Source organism: Ensifer sp. ENS08 (assembly GCF_014852195.1).
GTDB classification, from domain to species: Bacteria; Pseudomonadota; Alphaproteobacteria; order Rhizobiales; family Rhizobiaceae; genus Ensifer; species Ensifer adhaerens.
This window is the reverse complement of the sequence record NZ_JACVBF010000019.1, coordinates 1-19,935: the sequence shown is the minus strand read 5'-3', so window position 1 is coordinate 19,935 and position 19,935 is coordinate 1. Positions and strand designations below refer to the sequence as shown.

Sequence of the window (19,935 nt, the reverse complement as noted above, 5' to 3'; positions counted from 1 at the left end):
GACCAATGGATATTCAGCGCCTCAAACCGCACCTTCCCTGGATAACGCTCCTGGTGCTCGTCGCCGTCGTCGGCATCACCGATCCCGGTTTCCTGCAACCCACGAACCTTCTCGGCATTGCCGGCGACATCGTGCCACTCTTCATCATGGCGCTCGGTCTCACTTTCGCCATCTATATCGGCGGCATCGACCTGTCGGCCCAGTCGATGGCGAACATGGTGACGGTCATCGCCTCGGTTTACCTTGCCTCGCTCGGTGCCTGGGTTGCCGTACTTTGCGTCGTTGCCGGCTTTCTCCTTGGCACGCTATCCGGCTTCGTGACGACACGGCTTTTCGTGCCGTCCTTCATCTCCACGCTTGCGGTCGGCGGCGTTGCGTTCTCGGTTGCGCAGTGGCTTTCGGGTCAGCGCGCGCTCAACATGGACGCCGCTCAGCGCAACGAAACCTTCGGCTGGATGATTGGTCATACTTGGGGCGTCCCCAACGAACTCTTGATTGCCGCGGGGCTCGTGGCCCTCTGCCTCTTCATCGAACGGCGCACGACGCTCGGCCGCGTTTTGAAGGCGGTCGGTGCCGGCGAATTGGCCGCCGCCGCGTCCGGTATCGATGTTGCGCGCTACAAGATCCTTGCATTCGCGATCTCCGGTGCACTTGCGTCCATTGCCGGCCTGCTCTTTGCGGTCAAGCTCTCCGGCGGCGCACCGACGATCGCCAATGGATTCCTGTTGCCGGCAATCGTTGCCGTGCTGGTCGGTGGCACGCCTTTGACGGGCGGTGTCGGCGGCGTGATGAACACCGTGGTCGGCACCTTGATCGTCGCGGTCATCCGATCGTCGATGCTGTATTTCGAGATCGACGCGACCCGGCAGCAGATCGTCTTCGGCGTCGTGTTGATCATTGCCATTGCCCTGACGATCGATCGCGCCAAGCTGCGCACCGTGAAGTAGGAGAGTGGCAATGACGACCATGCGCGCTGCCGTGCTCACTGCCCCAAAACGCTTCGAGGTTCGGGAGGTCGCCTTGCCGATCGTCGGACCGGACGATGTGCTCGTCCGGGTCACGCGCACGGGCATCTGCGGTACGGACATTCATATCTTCAACGGCCACTACGCGGCTGACCGGCTTCCGCTCGTCCCAGGACACGAGTTCTGCGGAACGATCGCCGAGCGTGGCGCCAACGTCCGCCATCTTGCGGCCGGAGCACGCGTGGTGGTCGATATCAACATCGGCTGCGGCAGCTGCTATTGGTGCCGTCGCAACGAGGTTCTGAACTGCGCCGAGGTTACGCAGGTCGGTATCGGTCGGGACGGCGCCTTTGCCGAATATGTAGCGGTTCCGGCGCGACTGGCGATCCCGGTTCAGGCTGATATCGCCGATGCGGTGCTTGCGCTCACGGAGCCGGTCGCCTGCGTCGTTCGTGCGGCGCGTAAGGCGCAGGCGACGTTCGGCCAATCGGTCCTCATCTTTGGCGCCGGACCGATCGGAAACCTGCATGTGCAGATGATGCGCCTTGTCGGCGCTGCGCCGATCATTGTCGCCGACCTTTCGCCAGACCGTTGCCGCATGGCGATCGAGGCCGGGGCGGATGCGGCGGTGTCGGATCCAACCGAACTGAAAGCCGTGGTTCGCAAGATGACCGGCGGACGCGGGGCGGATCTCGTGATCGAGAGCGTCGGCAACCGGAAGCTCTACGAACAGGCATTCGATCTTGCGCGACGCGGCGGCCATGTCGCCTTTTTCGGCATCACCCCGCCCGGCGAGACCGTAGCTCTCGACAGCCTGCGAACGGTGTTGGAAGAAGGGAGCCTCAAAGGTTCTGTTGCCGGGATGGGCGAGGATATGCACGACGCACTCACGCTTCTGTCGCATGGCCGGTTCCGCACGCAGGATTTCACCAAGGCAAGCTATCCGCTGGAGGCCATTCAGGAAGCCTTCGAGACGATCGGCGAGCGGCCGCAACACCTGAAGACCCAGATCGCCATCGCGGCGTAAACTATCGAAGTGGAGGTACCAGATGGACCAGACGAAGACGTTTCTTGCTCCCCCGTCCGCAGCGCGCAGCTTCGGGTTCTTCATCGACGGGCAGTGGAAAGAAGGGACCGATCACTTCGAACGCGCCTCGCCAGGCCATGGTACGCCGGTCACGCGCACCGTTCGCTGCACGATAGATGATCTGAACGCGGCGGTAGCTGCGGCGCGCAATGCCTTCGAGGACCGCCGCTGGTCCGGGCTTTCCGGGGCTGCGCGCGCCAGCGTTCTCTTGCGCGTCGCCGAAATCCTGCGTCGCCGCCGGGACGAGATCGCCTATTGGGAGACGCTCGAAAACGGCAAGCCGATCTCGCAGGCGCGCGGCGAGATCGATCATTGCATTGCCTGCTTCGAGGTCGGCGCCGGTGCCGCCCGCCTCCTGCACGGCGACAGCTTCAATTCGCTCGGTGACGACCTGTTCGGTATGGTGCTGCGCGAGCCGATCGGTGTCATCGGCCTGATCACGCCCTGGAACTTTCCGTTCCTGATCCTGTGCGAGCGCGTGCCTTTCATCCTGGCGTCCGGCTGCACCATGGTGGTGAAGCCGTCTGAAGTCACCTCCGTGACCACGCTGCTTCTGGCCGAGGTTCTGGCCGAAGCCGGCCTGCCTGCCGGCGTCTACAATGTCGTCACCGGTTCCGGCCGCTCGATCGGGCAGGCGCTTGCCGAACATCCTGACGTCGACATGCTTTCCTTCACGGGATCGACGGCCGTTGGGCGCTCCTGCGTCCACGCTGCCGCCGACAGCAACTTCAAGAAGCTGGGCCTCGAGCTCGGTGGCAAAAACCCCATCATTGTCTTTGCCGACTCCGACCTTGAGGATGCCGCTGACGGCGCCGCTTTCGGCATCAGCTTCAACACCGGACAATGCTGTGTTTCGTCGTCGCGCCTGATCGTCGAGCGTTCTGTCGCGGCGGAGTTCGAAAAACTCCTGGTCGAGAAGATGAAAAAGATCCGGGTCGGCGATCCCCTGGACGAAGGCACCCAGGTGGGCGCCATCACCACTGAGGCCCAGAACGCCACGATCCTGGACTATATCGCCAAGGGCAAGGCGGCAGGCGCCAAGCTTCTCACTGGGGGCGAGACGATCGATCTTGGCCACGGCCAGTACATCGCACCGACGCTTTTCTCCGGTGTTTCCCGCGACATGGCGATTGCGCGCGACGAGATTTTCGGCCCGGTTCTGTGCTCCATGCATTTCGACACGGTCGAGGAAGCCATCCAGCTCGCCAATGATACGGTCTACGGCCTGGCGGCGAGCGTGTGGACGAAGAACATCGACAAGGCGCTGACCGTGACACGGAAAGTGCGTGCCGGCCGCTTTTGGGTCAACACGATCATGGCGGGTGGCCCTGAGATGCCGCTCGGTGGTTTCAAGCAGTCCGGTTGGGGCCGTGAGGCCGGCGTCTACGGGGTTGAGGAGTATACGCAGGTGAAGTCCGTTCACGTCGAGATCGGCAAGCGTTCGCATTGGATTGCATGATGTCGCAAGGCTATGATTATGTGATCGTCGGAGGCGGTTCCTCCGGTTGCGTATTGGCGGCGCGACTCTCTGAAAATCCGTCGGCGCGCGTCTGCCTCATCGAGGCCGGCGGGCGCGACAGTCATCCGCTGATCCACATGCCCGTCGGCTTTGCCAAGATGACCGCCGGTCCGTTGACCTGGGGACTGAAGACCGCGCCCCAGAAACACGCCAACAACCGTGAAATCCTCTACGCCCAGGCAAAGGTGCTCGGCGGTGGCTCCTCGATCAATGCGGAGGTGTTCACGCGTGGGCATCCTGGTGATTACGACCGCTGGGTCGAGGAGGGGGCTGACGGCTGGGGCTTCAAGGATATCCAGAAGTACTTCCTGCGCTCCGAGGGCAATACGATCCTCTCGGGCAAATGGCACGGAACGGACGGCCCACTCGGTGTGTCGAACATTCCCGAACCGCAGCGCATGACGCGCGCCTTCGTGCAAAGCTGCCAGGAACTCGGCATACCCTACAATCCTGATTTCAATGGTCCGCTCCAGGAAGGATCTGGCGTCTACCAGACAACAACCCGGAACAACCGCCGTTGCTCTGCAGCGGTCGGTTATCTCAGGCCGGCCCTGAAGCGCAAGAACCTCACGGTCATCACCGGGGCGCTCGTGCTGCGTGTCGTATTTGAAGGGCGACGCGCCGTCGGCGTTGACTATCAGGTCGATGGCAAGCGGATGACCGCGCGCGCCGACAGCGAGGTGCTCTTGACCTCGGGTGCGATCGGCACGCCGAAGCTGATGATGCTTTCGGGCGTGGGTCCTGCCGCGGCACTTCGCAGCCACGGCATCGATGTGATCCAGGATCTGGCCGGCGTGGGCGAAAACCTGCAAGACCATTTCGGCGTCGATATCGTCGCGGAGTTGAAAGATCACGACAGCCTCGACAAGTACAACAAGCTGCATTGGTCGATCTGGGCGGGTCTTCAATACACACTGTTTAACTCCGGCCCAATCACCTCCAACGTGGTTGAGGGCGGGGCATTCTGGTACGGTGACAAGACGAGTCCCTATCCGGATCTGCAGTTCCATTTCCTCGCCGGCGCCGGCGCGGAAGCCGGCGTACCCAGTGTGCCAAAGGGTTCCTCCGGCATTACGCTCAATTCCTACACGCTGCGCCCGAAGTCGCGTGGGACTGTCACTCTTCGCTCAGCGGACCCGCGCGATCTTCCGATCATCGATCCGAACTTCCTTGCCGACCCCGAAGACGTGAAGATCTCGGTCGAAGGCGTCAAGATCAGTCAGGAGATCTTCGCTCAGCCTTCGCTGGAGAAGTACATCAAGATGAGGCACTTCCCGAGCCGGGATGTCCGCACGGAAGCGGACTACATCGCCTATACCCGCCAGTACGGTCGCACATCCTATCATCCGACGTGCACGTGCAAGATGGGGCGCGACGAGATGTCGGTGGTCGATCCGCAACTGCGCGTGCACGGGCTTGACGGCATCCGCATCTGCGACAGTTCCACCATGCCGAGCCTTGTCGGGTCCAACACCAACGCGGCAACGATCATGATCGGGGAAAAGGCCGCAGACATGATCCGCGGCAATGCCTGAGCAGGCTGGCCGATAGTAAAAAAAGGGCGGCTCGTGGGCCGCCCTTTTTCTATCAGTCCCATTCAGGAACCCAGGGAAGTTGTCCTGGTTTGATGATGCGGTAACCGGTGGCCGTCAGCGCGTCGATCCTTTGCATGTCGATTGACGAGAGAGTGAAATCCATGATCTCGAAGTTCGCGCGGATGTTTGCCGGCTTGGTGGACATGGTATTGAGCGGAACGCCTTTCTGGATAATCCAGCGCAGCGCCACCTGTGCCGCGGACTTGCCGTAGGTCTCGCCGATCTCGGAAAAAAGGCCGAGTTTGAAGATCTCTCCACGGGCGATCGACGCATAGGAGGTGATCGGGATTCCTGTTTCCGCGGCGGCCGCGAGCAGTTTCTCCTGGTTGAGTAGCGGGTGGAATTCCACCTGATTGGTCACGAGCGGAACGTCGACGATGGACCGCGCTTCCCGCATCATGGCCGCCGTGTAGTTCGACACGCCGACAGATCTCGTCAGCCCTCGTTCCAGCGCGGATCGAAGCATGCGCAGCGAGGGGGCGATCTCTCCGTTGGCCGGCGGCCAGTGCAAGAGAAGAACATCGACGCAATCGGTCTTCAGGGCTCGAAGGCTCGTCTCGACCGAGGGGAGAAACGTCTCGTCCGTGTAGTTGTCCGGATGCACTTTCGTGGTGATGCAGAGTTCAGAACGGGGAACGCCGCATTCCGCCAGTGCTTCGCCGGTGTCAGCCTCGTTCCCATACATCTGCGCCGTATCGAAGGCACGATAGCCGACGTCGATAGCGGCCTCGATCGCTCGTCGCAGTTCGTCCCCCTTCAGCGGGTACGTGCCAAAGCCGCGCTGAAAGCTCTTCTGGAAGTAGATGTTCATGCCTCCCCCTTGGTCGATTGCCGAGCTGGCGTCGAATGCCGGTCATTCGAAAATCGCGCCGGCCGGCTTGTCTTGTCGCGAATTAACATATAACTAGTTAGTTACTTCAGGCAATGAAAAACGGAGGATCAGCAGATGAAGAAGGTGAAGAGCGCGCAGGAGGCGGTGCGGCTCATCAAGGATGGCTCGGTCGTCGCCGTGAACTCTTCGTCCGGCCTTTGCTGCCCCGATGCGGTGTTGAAAGCGCTCGGCGAGCGCTTTGACAGCGAAGGCCATCCGCGCGGCCTCACATCCATTCACCCGATCGCCGCCGGCGACTTTTTCGGGACGCGCGGCGTCGATCACATCGCCAAGCCCGGAATGCTGGTGAAGATCATCGGCGGCTCCTATCCCTCCGGACCAAGCAACGCCGAGCCGCCGCTCATCTGGCAAATGATCCTGAAGGAGGAACTCGCCGCCTTTAACGTGCCCTCCGGCATCGTCTTCGACATGCTGCGTGAAGGTGCTGCCAAGCGTCCGGGCGTGCTGACGAAGGTGGGGATGGAGACCTTCGTCGATCCCGAACAGGATGGCTGTGCCATGAATGACCGGGCGCGGGCTGAACCGATCGTCAAGCGCGTGTCGTTCGAGGGCGAGGACTGGCTGCATTTTCCGGCCATCCGCCCCGATGTGGCGATCATTCGCGCAACGACCGCCGATGAGAAGGGCAACCTGACCTTCGAACAGGAAGGGGCGACGCTCGGCGCGATGGAAATGGCACTGGCAGCCCGCAATTCCGGCGGTCTTGTGATCGCTCAGGTCAAGCGCGTGGCGGCAAGTGGCACCCTTCGTCCCCACGATGTGCGCGTGCCCGGCATCCTCGTCGACATCATCGTTGAGGCGCCGGATCAGCTGCAGACGACGGCAACGCCCTACGACCCGGCGATCTCGGGCGAGCTCTTCCGGCCGCTCGAGACGTTTCGCACGCCGGCGCTGGACGTCGGCAAGGTGATTGCTCGACGTGTGGCGCAGGAGCTCGAGGATGGCTGGGCAGTCAACATTGGCTTCGGCATATCAGCCAACGTGCCACGGATACTCATCGAGGAAGGGCATTACGGCAAGGTCACCTGGGTGATCGAACAGGGCGCTGTCGGCGGTGTTCCACTGCTCGACTTCAAGTTCGGCTGTGCATCCAACGCTGAGGCCTTCGTCGCCTCGCCGCATCAGTTCTGTTACTTCCAGGCGGGCGGATTTGACTGCTCGCTGCTGTCCTTCCTGGAAATCGACGCCGAGGGCTCGGTCAATGTCAGCCGTCTTGCGGCCACCCCGCACCGTACGGCCGGCGCCGGCGGCTTCGTCGACATCACGTCGCGCGCAAAGAAGATCGTCTTCTCCGGCAATTTCAATGCCGGCGCCAAGATGCGCGTCGAGGATGGTCGGCTGGTGATCGACAAGGAGGGCCGCATCGCCAAGTTCGTGCCGAAGGTCGATCAGGTGAGCTTCTCCGGCAAGCGTGCCCGCGCTCAAGGGCAAGACATCAGCTACGTCACGGAGCGCTGCGTCATCCGTCTCGACAGCGAGGGGCTCGTTGTCACCGAAGTTGCGCCGGGTCTCGACCTTCAACGGGACGTGCTTGATCAGGCGGCAACGCCCCTTCGGGTTTCAAAGACGCTGAAGCGGATGGATGGCGCCCTGTTCCGCCCCGAAGCCATAGGGCTTTCGCTGTGAGTGATGCGCGGATTGAACTGGTCGTCACTGATCGCATCGCGCGGCTGACGCTCCGTCGTCCGGAGAAGCTGAATGCGATCGATGCGGATATGGTGGACGCGCTTTTACAGGCCTGTCGCACCATCGAGCGTTCTGACGCGGTCGTGGCCATCCTCTCTGGCGAAGGCGAGAGATCATTTTGTGCAGGTGGTGACATCGACGCATGGAGCAGTCTCGATGCCGATAGGTTCTCCCGTCGCTGGCTGCGTGATGGCCACGACGCCTTCGATGCGCTGGCGCGCCTTTCCGTGCCGCTGATCGCCGTCTTGAACGGGCATGCGCTCGGCGGCGGATTGGAACTCGCCGCCTGTGCCGACCTGCGCATAGCCGAGGCGCATGTGAAGATTGGCCAGCCGGAGCCGGGGCTTGGCATCATCCCCGGATGGTCGGGCACGCAACGCGCCTCGCGCCGGTTCGGAGCCCAGCTGGTGCGACGCATGGCGCTTTTCGGCGAGGTCTACGGTGCCGGGGAGGCGCTGTCGCTCGGGCTTGTCGACAGGGTGGTTGCAACAGGCGAGGGGCTTGCCGCAGCACAAGTCGCTGCCGAGCGGGTGCTGCAACGTTCGCCGCGGGCGACGGAACTCACCAAGATGCTGATCAATGCGGCCGAGGGTGAAGAGAGCGAACGCGTGGTTGAGGCGCTTGCTGGCGCGGTGGCAGCAGCGTCGAGCGATCTAATGGAGGGGCTTGCGGCCTACCGTCAGAAGCGTTCGCCAAAGTTCAACCGATAGGTCGGCGCCGTTCTCCCGGTGACCCGGCCCTTGATGGCGGTGTGTCATGAAATCTGACGATAAAGAATTCCTCGCAGACCTCTTTCGCGCTGCGATCGAGGCTGCGGACCCGGAAAATGCCCTGCGCGCCCATCTCCCGAGCGAGCCACGCGGACGGACCGTCGTCATTGGGGCGGGCAAGGGGGCGGCCCAGCTCGCCGCCGCTTTCGAAAGGCTCTGGCGCGGTCCGCTCGAAGGCGTTGTCGTCACGCGCTATGGTTATGCCGCCCCGTGCACGCGCATCCGCGTACTTGAGGCCTCCCATCCCGTGCCCGATGCAGCCGGATTGCAGGCAACGGATGCGCTTTTCGAGGCTGTGCGCGATCTTACCGAAGATGACCTTGTCGTTGCGTTGATCTGCGGTGGCGGTTCGGCCCTGCTGCCGTCTCCGCCGGGCCAGCTCACGCTGGAAGAGGAGGTGCTATTCAACCAGACCCTGCTTGCAAGTGGCGCGCCGATCTCTGTCATGAACGCCATCCGCAAACAGGTCTCGGGTATCAAGGGCGGTCGTCTTGCGGCCGCCTGCCATCCGGCAAAGGTCGTCACCTTGGTGGTGTCGGACGTGCCGGGTGACGATCCGGCGCAGGTTGCCAGCGGGCCGACCATCCCGGACATGACGGATCGCGCGCTGGCGCGGAACCTGGTTAAGACCTGGGGCATTGCCCTTCCGGCGCGGGTTGCCGCGTGGCTGGAGGGCAACGAAGGTCTGGCGCCTCTCCCAGGCGATCCGGTCTTTACGAGGAACGAGGTCCGGGTGATCGCGTCTGCGAACCTCTCGCTTGAGGCCGCCGCCGCCCGCGCTGCGTCACTTGGCGTTCCCGCGGTCATCCTCTCCGATTCGATCGAAGGGGAGGCTCGCGACGTCGCGCGCGTTCACGCGGCCATTGCGCGTGAAGTCGCCGGTCGCGGCCGGCCGTTCTCGCGCCCTGTCGTCATTCTTTCGGGTGGAGAAACCACCGTCACGATCAAAGGCGGCGGCAAGGGCGGGCGCAACACGGAGTTTCTGCTTTCCCTCGCTCTTGCGGCCGACGGGATCGGCTTCTCCGCAATCGCCGCCGATACCGATGGCATCGATGGCTCGGAAGACAATGCCGGCGCCTTTGCCGACGGGCAGAGCATGGCGCGCTTGCGCAACCTGGGGTGCGATCCTTCGGCCCTGCTTGCCAACAATGACGCCTGGACGGCCTTCCATCATCTCGGCGACCTGTTCGTTCCCGGGCCGACCGGAACCAACGTCAACGACTTCAGGGCAATCCTGATCCGCTAACCCGCGCCGTTGTCGGCGCGGGTTCGGCGTTGCTCAGGCCGGAACGGGCGCGTCGTCGCGCAGGAGGCCCTTGTGCTTCAGGTCCGCCCAGAAATCTGTCGGGATCGGATGCGAGAACCAGGCCAGGTTCTGCTCCAGCTGTTCGATCGTGCGCGTACCCGCCATGAAGGATGGAACGGCGGGATGGGCGACAACAAACTGCAGTGCGGCTGCGGCCAGTGGCACGTTATAGGCAGCGCAGACGGCTTCGATCCTTGCAACTTTTTCAAGGATTTCGCGCGGTGCCGGCGCATAGTTGTACTTCGCACCTTCCCTGGCGCCGGTCGCGAGGATCCCCGAATTAAACCCGCCGCCCACGACAACGGCGGCGCCGCGCTCCTGGCAGAGCGGCAAAAAGCTATCAAGCGCATCCTGTTCGAGTAGCGTATAGCGCCCCGCCAGAAGGAAGCAGTCGAAGTCGCGACGCAGCAACGCTTGCTCGCAGACCTGCCATTCATTGACGCCCACACCGATGGCCTTCACGACCTTCTCGGCTCGCAATCTTTCCAGCGCCCGCCAGGCGCCGTCCATCGCCTGCTCGAACACTTCAGGTTGCTCGCTGCCGCGCGTGAAGACGTCGATATCGTGGATGAAACACATGTCCATGCGCTCCAGTCCCAGTCGTTGCAAGCTGTCCTCGAAAGCCCGCATCGTCCCGTCGTAGCTGTAGTCAAAATGCATCGTGAAAGGTGCGGCATTCGTCCAGGGGGCAAAATCGATCGTGTCGCGCCGCGCCGGGCGCAAACGCCGACCCACCTTGGAGGCGAGCACGAAGTCGTCACGTTCCTTCCAGCGCAGCGCATGACCCGTGCGCAGCTCGGCGAGGCCATGGCCATACATCGGGGCGGTGTCGAAGAAGCGGACGCCGGCCTCCCAGGCGCGCGCGAACATTGCTTCCGAGGTCGCCTCGTCGATCTCGCGAAAGATGTTGCCGAGGGGTGCCGTTCCGAAGCCGAAGGCGGTCACCTCCAGTTCCGTCCTTCCGAATTTTCTCTTTTGCCCAGGGTGCATGTTTTCCTCCATAAGTAACTGAATGGTGAATAGTATGCATGGCCCTAAACGGCTGTGCAAGCAGCATCCTTTTCGGCCTCCAAGTTTTTCGTCTTGACGACATCCGGCTTCAGAATATATGTAACTAGATAGTTACTAGAGATGAGGCGAGGCAGATGTATCTCACCGAAACGCAGGAGCAGGTGCGCGACATGGCGCGTGCCTTTGCCGACGAAATGATCCGCCCGATGGCAGAGGAGCTCGATCGCGAAGAGCGCTTCCCGGTGGGGCTTTACGATGAAATGGCAAAGCTCGGCCTTTTTGGCATCGGCGTGCCGGAAGAACTCGGCGGGCCGGGGTTCGATACGCTCACTTACGCACTTGTCATGGAGGAGCTGAGCCGCGGCTACGCATCCGTTGCCGACCAGTGCGGCCTGATCGAACTCATCTCGACCTTGCTCGTCCGCCACGGGACCGAAAGCCAGCAGGCGATGTTGCCTAATATCCTCGGCATGCGCGCCAAGGTCGCCTATTGCATCACCGAGCCGGAAGCCGGCACTGACGTTTCGGGCATCCGCACCACGGCAGAGCGTGACGGCAACGGCTGGCGGCTCAATGGCGGCAAGATCTGGATCCACAACGCGCCGGTCGCTGACTACGGCTTCGTACTGGCCAGGACCGACAAGGAAGCGGGAAACCGCGGCATGTCGATCTTCATCGTCGACCTGCACGCGGCGGGTGTCGAAAAGGGGCCCAAGGAACACAAGATGGGACAGCGGGCGAGCCAGGTCGGCGCGCTGAATTTCGACGACGTCAAGCTTTCGGCCGACGCTCTCTTGGGCACGGAAGGCCGCGGCTTCCACATGATGATGTCGGTGCTCGACAAGGGTAGGGTCGGCATCGCGGCGCTCGCCGTCGGTATCGCCCAGGCGGGGCTCGAAGCGGCGCTCGACTATGCCGGGACACGCAAGCAGTTCGGCAAGGCCATCGCTGATTTCCAGGGTGTGCAGTGGCTCCTTGCCGACATGGCGAAGGACATCGAGGCTGCCCGTCTGCTCGTCCATTCGGCCGCTTCCAAGATCGATAGCGGCGCCGACGCCACCAAGGCCTGTTCGATCGCCAAGTGCTTTGCCGGTGATGTGGCCGTGCAGCGGACGGCCGATGCAGTGCAGGTCTTTGGCGGCTCCGGCTACATTCGCGGGTTCGAAGTCGAACGCCTCTACCGCGATGCGAAAATCACGCAGATCTATGAGGGCACGAACCAGATCCAGCGCATGATCATCGCGCGCGAACTCCTGAAGAAGGGCGCACGGGCATGACCGGGTCTGAGCCTCGCCCCGTCGCACTGGTGACCGGTTCCTCGCGCGGGATCGGGCTTGCCGCCGCAGAAGCCCTGGCGCGGGAAGGATTTGCGGTCGCGCTCAACGGACTGCCGGATGATGCCGAACTGCCGTCAGCAGTCGAGCGGATCGCCGCTTACGGTGTCCCGGTCATGGCTGCGGCCTTCGATGTCAGCGCGATTGCCGGCCACGATAGCGCGCTCGCAGCGATTGAAGCCGAACTGGGCCAGATCACGACGCTCGTCAACAATGCGGGTGTCGGCGTTCTCAGGCGCGGCGACATGCTGGAGGTGTCGGAGGAAAGCTGGGATCGCTGCTTCGCCGTCAACACCAAGGGTATGTTCTTTCTGAGCCAGGCCTTTGCCCGGCGTCTTGTCGCCCGTAGCAAGGGCGCGCTCTTCCATTCGATCATCAATGTCACCTCGTCGAATGCCGTCGCGGTGGCCGAGCAGCGGTCGGAGTACTGCGCGTCGAAGGCGGCAGCCGCGATGGTCTCCAAGACGCTCGCCGTCCGGCTTGGACGGGAAGATGTCGCCGTCTACGACGTCCAGCCTGGTCTGATCGCCACGGAGATGACCGCACCCGTCATCGACGCCTATCGCGAGCGGGCGGAGGAGGGGCTCACGCTCTTCCCGCGCGTCGGAAGGCCCGAGGAAGTCGGTGCCCTGATCGCATCGCTTGCGGCGGGGCGTCTTCCCTACACCACCGGAATGACGATCCCGGCTGACGCCGGCATGCTCGTCCCGCGCTTTTGAGGTCCCCATGAAAATCGCGCTTCCCGATACTGATGGACGCCTGTCCGACTATGCCCTCATCGGCACGCCGATCGCGGCTGCGACACTTGGCAGGAACCCGGCGCGTGTCGTCTATTCCGCGGCTCACGTGGTCGCCGACCCGTTCACAGCCAGCGATCCGTCCGGCCGCGCCGCCGTCGACTGGGAAAAAACCATGGAGTTCCGCCGCTATCTCGCGGGCCTCGGGCTCGGCATCGCCGAGGCGATGGATACGGCGCAGCGCGGCATGGGCCTCGACTGGCCGGGCGCTCTGGAACTGATCCGCCGCACGCGGGAAGAACTGCCGGACGCCGTCGTCGCCAATGGCTGCGGCACTGATCATCTCGACCCGGCGACCGTAACCAGTATCGAAGATGTTCGGAGAGCCTATCTGGAACAGGTGGAGGCGATCCAGAAGGTCGGCGGGCGACTTATCCTCATGGCGTCTCGTGCCCTGGTGCGGGTCGCTGAGCGACCGGACGATTACGTCAAGGTCTATTCCGATGTGCTAGCCGCCTGTGACGCGCCTGTGATCCTGCACTGGCTGGGCGAGATGTTCGATCCGCAGCTCGCCGGCTATTGGGGCAGCAGGGATTTCGACCCGGCGATGCAGACCGCGCTTGCCGTCATCGACGCAGATGCAGCCAAGGTCGACGGCATAAAAATCTCCCTTCTCGACAAGGAGAAGGAAATCGTCATGCGCCGCCGGCTGCCTGCCGGCGTTAAGATGTACACGGGTGACGACTTCAACTATCCCGAACTGATCGAGGGCGACAGCGAAGGATTTTCGCATGCCTTGCTCGGTATATTCGACCCCCTGGCCCCGGCTGCGGCTTACGCGGTGGAGAGGCTTGGCGAAGGGGATCGCGCAGGCTTTCGCGCAACGCTTGATCCGACCGTGCCGCTCGCGCGGCTGATCTTCCGGGCGCCGACGCAGTACTACAAGACCGGCGTCGTCTTCCTTGCCTGGCTGAACGGCTTTCAGGATCACTTCGTGATGTTGAATGGCGCGCAGGCCATGCGGCCGCTGCCTTACTTCGTCGAGCTGTTCAGGCTCGCTGACCAATGCGGGCTCTTGCGCGATCCGGCGCTTGCCGTGGATCGGATGAAGAAGCTGCTTGCGCTCTATGGAGCGTAGCCATGCGTGATTTCACCACCGACCATTCCGCCCTGGCGCTGAACACCGCCAGCCTCGGGCACAACCTCGATGGCCATGGGGCGGGCTGGTCGCCCGAGCGCGTTATCGACGCCTGTGCGGAACGTGGCTTCGGCTCGATCGTCTTCTGGCGCCGCGAGATCGGCTCGCGCGCGATTGAAATCGGCGAACGAGCGCGGGCAAGCGGCCTCTCGATTGCCGGTCTCTGCCGCACACCGTTTCTCGTCGGTGCGGAAGCTGTCGATCGACAAAGCGTCATCGACGAAGCGAAGGCCGCGATCGACATGGCCGCGGGACTTGGAGCATCGGTGCTGACGATCGTCGTCGGCGGCGTGCATCCGGGAACCAAGGGCACGGGAGAGAGCCTGAAGATCGTCGCCGATCGTGTCGGCGAGATCGCGCCCTATGCCGCGGGCCGAAACGTCAATCTGGCACTCGAGCCGCTCAATCCTGTTTATGCGGGGAACCGGTCCTGCCTGACGACGCTGCGCGATGCCGTCGATATTTGTGATGTGGTCGGGGCGACCAATCTCGGCGTCGCCATAGACGTCTACCATGTGTGGTGGGACAGCGAGATCCAAGCCCAGTTGCAGCGCGCGGGCGCCGAGCGGATCTTCGGCTATCACCTCTGCGACTGGCTCGCCGACACGCGCGACGTGCTTCTCGATCGCGGCATGATGGGCGATGGGGTCGCTGACCTGAAGTCGCTGCGACGGAGCGTCGAAGACGCGGGTTATGCGGGTCCCTGCGAGGTCGAGATCTTTTCCGCAAACAACTGGTGGAAGCGGGACCCGGGCGAAGTCCTCGACGTGATGGTCGAACGCTTCCGCACAATCTGCTGACGATTTGGCTGCTGACGATTTGGGAGGCAAACATGAAGATCCTGGTCACCGTCAAGCGGGTGGTTGACTACAACGTCAAGATCCGGGTGAAGGCAGACGGTTCGGGCGTCGAACTTGCGAACGTGAAGATGTCGATGAACCCTTTCGACGAAATCTCGGTCGAAGAGGCGCTCAGGCTGAAGGAAGCCGGCAAGGCTGAGGAAGTCGTCGTCGTTTCCGTCGGTCCGGCCAAGGCCGAAGAGACGCTGCGCACCGCGCTCGCCATGGGTGCCGACCGCGCCATCCTGGTTGAGACCGAAGACCAGGTCGAGCCGCTCGCTGTCGCCAAGATCGTCAAGGGTGTGGCCGAGGCTGAACAGCCGGGCCTGATCATCGTCGGCAAGCAGGCGATCGACGACGATTCGAACCAGACCGGCCAGATGCTGTCGGCCCTGCTCGGCTGGGCGCAAGGCACCTTCGCCTCCAAGGTCGAGATCGGCGACGGCAAGGCAACCGTGACGCGCGAAGTCGACGGCGGTCTGCAGACCATCGACATCAAGCTGCCGGCCGTCGTCACCACCGACCTGCGTTTGAACGAGCCGCGCTACGCCTCGCTGCCGAACATCATGAAGGCAAAGAAGAAGCCGCTCGACAGACACACCCCGGCCGACTTCGGCGTCGACACCGCTGCCCGCCTCAAGGTGCTGAAGACCGAGGAACCGTCGGGCCGCAAGGCCGGCATCAAGGTCAAGTCGGTCGCCGAGCTCGTCGAAAAGCTTAAAGTCGAAGCCGGCGTGCTCTGATTTAAGGAAGGGAGATTTTATCATGGCCATTCTTCTTCTGGCTGACCACGACAGCAACCACCTTTCCGACCAGACCGCCAAGGCGCTGAGCGCGGCCTCGAAAATCGCCAGTGGGACTGGAGCCGATGTGCATGTGCTGGTCGCCGGCGCCGGCGCCAAGGCTGCAGCCGAGCAGGCCGCCAAGCTTGCGGGCGTTGCCAAGGTGCTCGTTGCCGACGACGCCTCGCTTGCCAATAACCTCGCAGAACCGCTCGCTGCCCTGATCGTCTCGCTCGCCGGCAACTACGACACGATCGTTGCCGCCGCCACCTCGGTCGGCAAGAACGTCATGCCGCGCGTTGCAGCCCTGCTCGACGTTTCCCAGGTCTCGGAAATCATCGAGGTCGTCTCGTCCGATACTTATCTGCGTCCGATTTATGCCGGCAACGCCATCCAGACGGTGCAGACGACCGAAGCCAAGCGCGTCATCACCGTGCGCACCGCCTCCTTCGCGTCCGCCCCGGAAGGCGGTTCGGCTGCGATCGAGAGCGTCTCGGCCGCCGCCAACCCCGGCGTTTCCTCCTTCGTCGCCGACGCCCTGTCGTCGTCCGACCGCCCGGAGCTGACGTCTGCCAAGATCATCATCTCCGGCGGTCGTGCGCTCGGTTCTTCCGAGAAGTTCAGGCAACTGATCCTGCCGGTGGCCGACAAGCTCGGTGCTGCCGTCGGTGCTTCGCGCGCTGCGGTTGATGCCGGTTACGCGCCGAACGACTGGCAGGTCGGCCAGACCGGCAAGGTCGTTGCCCCCGATCTCTACATCGCCTGCGGCATCTCCGGTGCCATCCAGCACCTCGCCGGCATGAAGGACTCGAAGGTCATCGTCGCGATCAACAAGGACGAAGAGGCACCGATCTTCCAGGTCGCCGACTACGGCCTGGTTGCCGATCTCTTCGACGCTCTGCCGGAACTCGAAAAAGCACTTTGAAGCGAACATGTCCAAGATGAGTGATCTGCCCGAACGCGAGAGCATGGAGTTCGACGTTGTGATCGTGGGTGCGGGGCCGGCGGGTCTTGCCGCGGCGATCCGGCTGAAGCAGGTCAATCCGGAGCTTTCGGTCGTCGTCTTGGAAAAGGGCGCCGAAGTCGGTGCGCATATCCTGTCGGGCGCCGTCGTCGATCCCATCGGCATCGACCGGCTGCTGCCGGACTGGCGCGACGACGCCGACCATCCGTTCAAGACCGAGGTGACGGACGATCACTTCCTGTTGTTGGGACCCGCCGGCTCGATCCGCCTGCCGAACTTCCTGATGCCGCCGCTGATGAACAATCACGGCAACTACATCGTATCGCTTGGGCTCGTCTGTCGCTGGCTGGCGACAAAGGCGGAGGAACTCGGCGTCGAGATCTATCCGGGCTTTGCCGCCACCGAAGTGCTCTACAACGACGAGGGTACGGTCATCGGGGTTGCCACCGGCGACATGGGCATCGAGAGGAATGGCGAACCGGGACCGAACTTTGCCCGCGGCATGGCGCTGCTCGGCAAATACACGCTGATCGGCGAGGGCGTGCGCGGTTCGCTCGCCAAGCAGCTGATCGCCAAGTTCGATCTCTCCAGGGACAGCGACGTCCAGAAGTTCGGCATTGGTCTGAAGGAACTCTGGCAGGTCAAGCCCGAGAACCATCGCCCGGGTCTGGTACAGCACTCCTTCGGCTGGCCGCTCGGCATGAAGACCGGTGGCGGTTCGTTCCTCTATCATCTCGAAGACAACATGGTCGCCGTCGGCTTCGTCGTGCACCTCAATTACAAGAACCCCTATCTCTTCCCGTTCGAGGAGTTCCAGCGCTTCAAGACGCATCCGGCGATCCGCGGCACCTTCGAGGGCGGCAAGCGGCTTTCCTATGGCGCGCGTGCGATCACCGAGGGCGGCTACCAGTCAGTGCCGAAGCTGTCCTTCCCCGGCGGCGCGCTGATCGGCTGTTCGGCCGGTCTCGTCAACGTGCCGCGCATCAAGGGCAGCCACAATGCGGTACTTTCAGGCATTCTCGCGGCCGAGAAGCTGGCAGCGGCGATTGCCAGTGGCCGCGCCAATGACGAGCCGATCGAGATCGAACGCGGCTGGCGCGACAGCGCCATCGGCCAGGACCTGAAGCGGGTGAGGAACGTCAAGCCGCTGTGGTCGAAGTTCGGCACGGCGATCGGCGTTGGGCTCGGGGGTCTCGACATGTGGACCAACCAGCTGTTCGGCTTCTCCTTCTTCGGCACGCTGAAGCACGGAAAGACCGACGCGCAGTCGCTCGAACCCGCAGCGCAGCACAAGAAGATTGACTATCCGAAGCCGGACGGGGTTCTGACTTTCGACCGGCTGTCGTCGGTGTTCCTGTCGAACACCAACCACGAGGAAGACCAGCCGGTCCATCTCCAGGTGAAGGACATGGATCTGCAGAAGCGTTCCGAGCATGACATCTATGCCGGTCCGTCGACGCGCTACTGTCCGGCCGGGGTCTACGAATGGGTGGAGAAGGACGGCAGGCAAGTCTTCGTCATCAACGCCCAGAACTGCGTGCACTGCAAGACCTGCGACATCAAGGACCCGAACCAGAACATCAACTGGGTGCCGCCACAAGGCGGCGAAGGCCCGGTCTATCCGAACATGTAATGGTCGGATGGCGGGCGGCATGGCCTGCGTGGACAGGGCCGGGAGCGAGACCAGAGATTTCTCCGCAGAATGCCGCCTGATGGACTTATAGGACGGTGCCCTGATATCAAGACTGGCGTATACGCCTTGTGGTTATAGTCACGGTTGGATAGCGTTGCTTTCACCCTCAGGAGAATGCCTATGATTGCCTTCGTATCGCTTCCGACATCGCTGGCCGCAGCGGCGAGCGGAATGGCAGTCTTGTCCTCGAGCAGAGGATAGTCAGCGCTCCCGTTCGGCTTTGAATACCTTTGGGTTTGTCAGAAAGCCGAAAATGATCACTGAAGTAACGAAAGATGATTTCGATGCGATGCTTGCCGGCTTCGCACGAGAAGGGCTCTATCTTGCGCCCGACGTTGTAATCGCACCTCCGGAAGTGCTGGTCATGCTCCGCAGCCTTGCCGACGACGTTGGGCAACGGTTCGCGCCCGCGGCTTGGTGGATCGTGAATGAAGGCGAAGTCGTCGGCCTTTGCTCCGTCATCAGAGTTCCCCATGAAAGAGACGTTCATATCGGTTATGGCATCGCACCGACGCGTCAAGGGCGGGGCTTTGCTACACAGGCCGTAAGCCAGATACTCTCCTGGGCGCGGAGCGATCCACGGGTCGCTCAGATTTCGGCTGAGACGGGCGTCGAAAACATCGCGTCGCAACGCGTTCTGGAGCGAAATGGCTTCCTGCGTGTCGGCCAACGTGTCGATGCCGAAGACGGCCTCGTCATCTGCTGGCGTGCAATGACAGAGTAAGGTAACCGAACCGACGCTTCGGGGCGCCGCCCTGGAGCGTCGGTCGCTTCAGCAGCCTGTTCACGGTGCAGATTTGCCGCCGGACCGCCGGGAGAGCTTTCCCTTCAGATGAACCCGAAATCGACGGATGCGTTAAATTCCCGCCGGTCGTACGGATAGGTGTAGCAGGTGTACCAGATGCTGCCCTGACCGAGCAAAACAATCACTCGTTCAAGAAGGGTCCTCCGGTATTCGCTCTTTCGAGCCGGTATAGTCGTCGGCATGTTGCTGGCATCCTCCCAATTTTTGATCTGGCGAGCTTCAGTGTGCGGCCTCCATTTTCCTCATGGCGCGACGGATTTCTCACCTGCGTTGATCTTACTGACTATCCGGCTCGCAAATCACGCACGGAATGCCGAAGAGAGCTTTCAGGATTTTCGATGAAACAAGGCCGCCGAAATCCTCAAAACTAAAGGCAGCGCCGTGCGCCGCCCGGATTGCCGGAGGTGTGTTTCGGAAGCTCCAGGAGATCGTCGGAGGACCAATGCTCTCACACTTTAAGGACCCATCATTGTTTCGCCAGGCGGCCCTCGTTGGCGGCGAGTGGATCGAGGCGGACGCGGCAAACGCGATCGAGGTGAACAATCCGGCGACGGGCGAGATCATCGGCCGGGTGCCGAAGCTCGGCGCCAAGGAAACCAGGGCTGCGATCGAGGCCGCGCGCGTGGCCCAGAAGACCTGGGCAGCGCGCACGGCCAAGGACCGCGCCGGCGTGCTGCGCAAGTGGTTCGAGCTGATGATCGAGAACAAGGACGATCTCGGCCGCATCCTGACGCTGGAGCAGGGCAAGCCGC

The 19,935-nt window shown here is 62.7% G+C and carries 18 protein-coding genes; 16 read left to right on the top strand and 2 right to left on the bottom strand.

Going from position 1 to position 19,935, the window contains the following annotated elements; translation table 11 throughout:
• Positions 1 to 5: 5 nt before the first annotated feature.
• From IB272_RS28925 to IB272_RS28910, 4 genes are read left to right on the top strand one after another with little or no spacing between them, the layout of a single operon-like run.
• Complete coding sequence (locus IB272_RS28925; RefSeq protein ID WP_192445567.1) at positions 6 to 947, top strand: ABC transporter permease; 942 nt, start codon at positions 6 to 8, stop codon at positions 945 to 947.
• 10 nt (positions 948 to 957) lie between these two features.
• Positions 958 to 1,992, top strand: coding sequence for an alcohol dehydrogenase catalytic domain-containing protein (locus IB272_RS28920; protein ID WP_060583645.1), 1,035 nt, complete (start codon positions 958 to 960; stop codon positions 1,990 to 1,992).
• A gap of 22 nt (positions 1,993 to 2,014) precedes the next feature.
• Entirely contained in the window at positions 2,015 to 3,511 is a 1,497-nt protein-coding gene (locus IB272_RS28915) for an aldehyde dehydrogenase family protein (protein WP_034801567.1), read from the top strand.
• Positions 3,511 to 5,106: a GMC family oxidoreductase N-terminal domain-containing protein gene (locus IB272_RS28910; protein WP_110819057.1), complete on the top strand. Its 1,596-nt coding sequence runs from the start codon at positions 3,511 to 3,513 to the stop codon at positions 5,104 to 5,106. The genes IB272_RS28915 and IB272_RS28910 overlap by 1 nt, the downstream gene beginning before the upstream one ends.
• 52 nt (positions 5,107 to 5,158) lie before the next feature.
• Here IB272_RS28910 and IB272_RS28905 read toward each other — a convergent pair whose 3' ends face one another.
• Entirely contained in the window at positions 5,159 to 5,977 is an 819-nt protein-coding gene (locus IB272_RS28905; RefSeq protein WP_192445566.1) for an aldo/keto reductase, read from the bottom strand.
• A gap of 135 nt (positions 5,978 to 6,112) precedes the next feature.
• On the opposite strand from IB272_RS28905, the gene IB272_RS28900 reads away from it, so the two are divergent.
• Genes IB272_RS28900 through IB272_RS28890 form a run of 3 tightly spaced genes read left to right on the top strand, consistent with a single transcriptional unit; the run spans position 6,113 to position 9,760 of the window.
• Positions 6,113 to 7,684 (top strand): acyl CoA:acetate/3-ketoacid CoA transferase, encoded by a 1,572-nt coding sequence (locus IB272_RS28900; protein WP_110818998.1) that lies wholly within the window; start codon positions 6,113 to 6,115, stop codon positions 7,682 to 7,684.
• Positions 7,681 to 8,454, top strand: a complete 774-nt coding sequence (locus IB272_RS28895; RefSeq protein WP_060610156.1) for an enoyl-CoA hydratase/isomerase family protein — start codon at positions 7,681 to 7,683, stop codon at positions 8,452 to 8,454. Before IB272_RS28900 ends, IB272_RS28895 begins: the two co-directional genes overlap by 4 nt.
• 46 nt (positions 8,455 to 8,500) lie before the next feature.
• Positions 8,501 to 9,760 (top strand): glycerate kinase, encoded by a 1,260-nt coding sequence (locus IB272_RS28890; protein WP_060520401.1) that lies wholly within the window; start codon positions 8,501 to 8,503, stop codon positions 9,758 to 9,760.
• Between the two features lie 33 nt (positions 9,761 to 9,793).
• Here the strand turns inward: IB272_RS28890 and IB272_RS28885 are convergent, their stop codons facing one another.
• On the bottom strand, positions 9,794 to 10,810 hold the full coding sequence (locus IB272_RS28885) for an aldo/keto reductase (RefSeq protein WP_060520402.1): 1,017 nt from the start codon (positions 10,808 to 10,810) through the stop codon (positions 9,794 to 9,796).
• Positions 10,811 to 10,965: 155 nt separating this feature from the next.
• Here IB272_RS28885 and IB272_RS28880 point away from each other — a divergent pair, with 155 nt between their 5' ends.
• From IB272_RS28880 to IB272_RS28840, 9 genes are all read left to right on the top strand, one after another.
• Positions 10,966 to 12,108, top strand: a complete 1,143-nt coding sequence (locus IB272_RS28880; protein ID WP_060520403.1) for an acyl-CoA dehydrogenase family protein — start codon at positions 10,966 to 10,968, stop codon at positions 12,106 to 12,108.
• Positions 12,105 to 12,884 (top strand): 3-ketoacyl-ACP reductase, encoded by a 780-nt coding sequence (locus IB272_RS28875; RefSeq protein WP_060528847.1) that lies wholly within the window; start codon positions 12,105 to 12,107, stop codon positions 12,882 to 12,884. Before IB272_RS28880 ends, IB272_RS28875 begins: the two co-directional genes overlap by 4 nt.
• A 7-nt stretch (positions 12,885 to 12,891) precedes the next feature.
• The gene (locus tag IB272_RS28870) at positions 12,892 to 14,040 is read left to right on the top strand and encodes a dihydrodipicolinate synthase family protein (protein WP_060583630.1); all 1,149 of its coding nucleotides are present in this window, start codon (positions 12,892 to 12,894) and stop codon (positions 14,038 to 14,040) included.
• 2 nt (positions 14,041 to 14,042) lie between these two features.
• Positions 14,043 to 14,900: a sugar phosphate isomerase/epimerase family protein gene (locus IB272_RS28865; RefSeq protein ID WP_192445565.1), complete on the top strand. Its 858-nt coding sequence runs from the start codon at positions 14,043 to 14,045 to the stop codon at positions 14,898 to 14,900.
• A gap of 32 nt (positions 14,901 to 14,932) precedes the next feature.
• Positions 14,933 to 15,682, top strand: a complete 750-nt coding sequence (locus tag IB272_RS28860; RefSeq protein ID WP_192340531.1) for an electron transfer flavoprotein subunit beta/FixA family protein — start codon at positions 14,933 to 14,935, stop codon at positions 15,680 to 15,682.
• A gap of 22 nt (positions 15,683 to 15,704) precedes the next feature.
• The gene (locus IB272_RS28855) at positions 15,705 to 16,646 is read left to right on the top strand and encodes an electron transfer flavoprotein subunit alpha/FixB family protein (protein WP_192445564.1); all 942 of its coding nucleotides are present in this window, start codon (positions 15,705 to 15,707) and stop codon (positions 16,644 to 16,646) included.
• A gap of 7 nt (positions 16,647 to 16,653) precedes the next feature.
• Positions 16,654 to 18,318 (top strand): electron transfer flavoprotein-ubiquinone oxidoreductase, encoded by a 1,665-nt coding sequence (locus IB272_RS28850; RefSeq protein ID WP_192445563.1) that lies wholly within the window; start codon positions 16,654 to 16,656, stop codon positions 18,316 to 18,318.
• 313 nt (positions 18,319 to 18,631) lie between these two features.
• The gene (locus IB272_RS28845; RefSeq protein WP_060610992.1) at positions 18,632 to 19,102 is read left to right on the top strand and encodes a GNAT family protein; all 471 of its coding nucleotides are present in this window, start codon (positions 18,632 to 18,634) and stop codon (positions 19,100 to 19,102) included.
• A gap of 523 nt (positions 19,103 to 19,625) precedes the next feature.
• On the top strand, positions 19,626 to 19,935 hold a 310-nt coding region (locus IB272_RS28840), incomplete at its 3' end, for an aldehyde dehydrogenase family protein (protein ID WP_192358624.1).

Coding starts and splice junctions, on each gene's coding strand:
- IB272_RS28925 (WP_192445567.1), top strand. CDS start 6: ATGGATATTCAGCGCCTCAAACCGCACCTTCCCTGGATAACGCTCCTG.
- IB272_RS28920 (WP_060583645.1), top strand. CDS start 958: ATGACGACCATGCGCGCTGCCGTGCTCACTGCCCCAAAACGCTTCGAG.
- IB272_RS28915 (WP_034801567.1), top strand. CDS start 2,015: ATGGACCAGACGAAGACGTTTCTTGCTCCCCCGTCCGCAGCGCGCAGC.
- IB272_RS28910 (WP_110819057.1), top strand. CDS start 3,511: ATGTCGCAAGGCTATGATTATGTGATCGTCGGAGGCGGTTCCTCCGGT.
- IB272_RS28905 (WP_192445566.1), bottom strand. CDS start 5,977: ATGAACATCTACTTCCAGAAGAGCTTTCAGCGCGGCTTTGGCACGTAC.
- IB272_RS28900 (WP_110818998.1), top strand. CDS start 6,113: ATGAAGAAGGTGAAGAGCGCGCAGGAGGCGGTGCGGCTCATCAAGGAT.
- IB272_RS28890 (WP_060520401.1), top strand. CDS start 8,501: ATGAAATCTGACGATAAAGAATTCCTCGCAGACCTCTTTCGCGCTGCG.
- IB272_RS28885 (WP_060520402.1), bottom strand. CDS start 10,810: ATGCACCCTGGGCAAAAGAGAAAATTCGGAAGGACGGAACTGGAGGTG.
- IB272_RS28880 (WP_060520403.1), top strand. CDS start 10,966: ATGTATCTCACCGAAACGCAGGAGCAGGTGCGCGACATGGCGCGTGCC.
- IB272_RS28875 (WP_060528847.1), top strand. CDS start 12,105: ATGACCGGGTCTGAGCCTCGCCCCGTCGCACTGGTGACCGGTTCCTCG.
- IB272_RS28870 (WP_060583630.1), top strand. CDS start 12,892: ATGAAAATCGCGCTTCCCGATACTGATGGACGCCTGTCCGACTATGCC.
- IB272_RS28865 (WP_192445565.1), top strand. CDS start 14,043: ATGCGTGATTTCACCACCGACCATTCCGCCCTGGCGCTGAACACCGCC.
- IB272_RS28860 (WP_192340531.1), top strand. CDS start 14,933: ATGAAGATCCTGGTCACCGTCAAGCGGGTGGTTGACTACAACGTCAAG.
- IB272_RS28855 (WP_192445564.1), top strand. CDS start 15,705: ATGGCCATTCTTCTTCTGGCTGACCACGACAGCAACCACCTTTCCGAC.
- IB272_RS28850 (WP_192445563.1), top strand. CDS start 16,654: ATGTCCAAGATGAGTGATCTGCCCGAACGCGAGAGCATGGAGTTCGAC.
- IB272_RS28845 (WP_060610992.1), top strand. CDS start 18,632: ATGATCACTGAAGTAACGAAAGATGATTTCGATGCGATGCTTGCCGGC.